Origin of the sequence: Gemmobacter sp., assembly GCF_016792925.1 — a bacterium.
GTDB lineage: Bacteria > Pseudomonadota > Alphaproteobacteria > Rhodobacterales > Rhodobacteraceae > Gemmobacter.
Window position 1 is genome coordinate 1 of record NZ_JAEULU010000038.1, and the last position, 1808, is coordinate 1808.

Annotated in this window: 2 protein-coding genes; both read right to left on the reverse strand. The window is 71.5% G+C overall.

What is annotated here, in order from left to right; genetic code table 11:
* The coding region (locus JNN06_RS01965; protein ID WP_291237918.1) for a tellurium resistance protein at positions 1 to 791 on the reverse strand (791 nt) is incomplete at its 3' end.
* Positions 792 to 957: 166 nt separating this feature from the next.
* Positions 958 to 1707, reverse strand: a complete 750-nt coding sequence (locus JNN06_RS01970; RefSeq protein ID WP_291237919.1) for a GNAT family N-acetyltransferase — start codon at positions 1705 to 1707, stop codon at positions 958 to 960.
* Between the last annotated feature and the right edge of the window lie 101 nt (positions 1708 to 1808).

The window sequence follows — 1808 nt, forward strand, 5'->3', positions numbered from 1 at the left end:
AGCAGGCCCCGGGCGAAAAGTGCGCTGCAAAACGCGGCCAGCGGGAAAGTGAAGGCCCCCCACAGCGCCGAAAAGCCGGAGACCGTCAGCCAGCGCAGGGCAAAGAGCAGGGCCAGCGCGATCAGCGCGCCCAGCACCAGCATCGCATCGGCCAGCCGCTCATACCCGAGGCTGGCGGCGACCGTGGCAAACAGGCTGGCAGGCGCGAGGTGGATCGCCAGCAGCGGGCGCAGCGGTGCGGGCGGGATGCGGCGGATGAGTTGCAGCGCAGACGCCGCCCAGATCGCCAGTGCGACAGGCAGCGTGAGCCAGAGCAGCGCGGTGGCCAGACCGGTCATCCCCAAGGGGGCCGCCGCCAGCCCGCCAATGATGAACCCGACAAAATGCAGATGCCAGACCGGGGTGATCTCGCGCGCTTCGGGCGGGTTTGCGAACCACAGCCGCAGCACCAGCGCCGCGAGGGCGGCATGCAGGCCGAGCCCGGCCGCCAGCACGCCGCGTGCCACGCCCGGCCAATAGGGCACCAGCGCCGCCGCCACCAGCAACAGCCCCAGCGAGGCGGCCGCCAGACCGGCACGGCCGGGCAGGACGCGCAGATCCTCCAGCAGAACGGCCGGGCGCCGCGCCAGCTTGAGCAGATAGCCGAGGGCCGCAAAGGCCCAGAGGCCGACGGCAAGACCCAGCACCAGCTCGGCCGGGTCGCTGGCAACGCCAAAGCCCGCAAGCCCGCGCCGCAGCGCAAGCCCAAGGCCCAAAGCGCCCATCAGCACGGGAAAAACCGCAGGCGGCATGCGCGCGAACAAGGCAGGGCGCCGCAGCGGGAATTGCGGCGGCGGAAGCAGCTTGGGCCGATAGCCGGGAGGGGGCGCGTTGGGATCAGACATTCAGGCCTCGCGATAAGGCCTCAGGCTAGCCCATCCGCCCCGGCACGGGAAGGGGCGCGAATTGTCACAGCGGTCAGCCCGGCAGCACGAGGCTGGTCGGCCCCAGATCGGTGAGACGCGCGCCGGTGCCCAGCTTGAAGCGGGCAAGGCCGGGATTCGTGCTGTCCACCGGGCCGAGGTCCAGCCGCCGCACCCCGGCGGCGCGCAGATGCAGCGCGGCCTGCCACAGCATCGCGCGATGGGCCTGCCGCGCCCGCCCCGCCGCGCTGGTCCAGCCGATGTGATAGGTGGCGGCGCCGCCATGGATCAGGAACAGCATCGCGGCCTCCAGCCCCCCTTTGTGGCGCAGATGCAGCAAAAGGCGCGGCCCCGGCCAATGGGCAACAAACCCGGCAGGCAGGCTGCGATAGCGGCGGTGGCGCGCTTGCTCGGCCTCGCGCGCGAGAAGATCGGCGAGGGCGCGCGGGTCGTCCTGGCCCAGATGCAGCGCCTCGCCGCGACGCAGCGCATTGCGCCATTTGCCATGGAGCCCCGCACGCAAGGCCTCGGGCGGGGGCGACAAGTCCCATTCGGCATGATGGCGGGCGGTGACCAGCGGCAGAAGGCCGGGGCCATGCAGCGGCGCGGTGAGGATCGTGGCGCCGGGAAAGCGGGCGAGCCGCCGCGCCTCGGGCAAGGTGAGGGTCGCGCGCTGGATCAGGCGCAGGCCGGGGCGTTCGATCAGGTGCACCGCGCCCACCGCATGCGCGCGGGCGCCCAGGGCGGCCATGGCCTGACCATAGGCCGGAGATTGCTGCAAAGGCGGGGCGTCGCGCGGGATCATATCGCGATTAACGCCATCGAAAGGTTTCAAAAGCATAAAGGCGGCATGGAAAACCTGCCGCCTCCGCCGAAATTCACGCTTTGGGTGCCGCTGATCGTGGC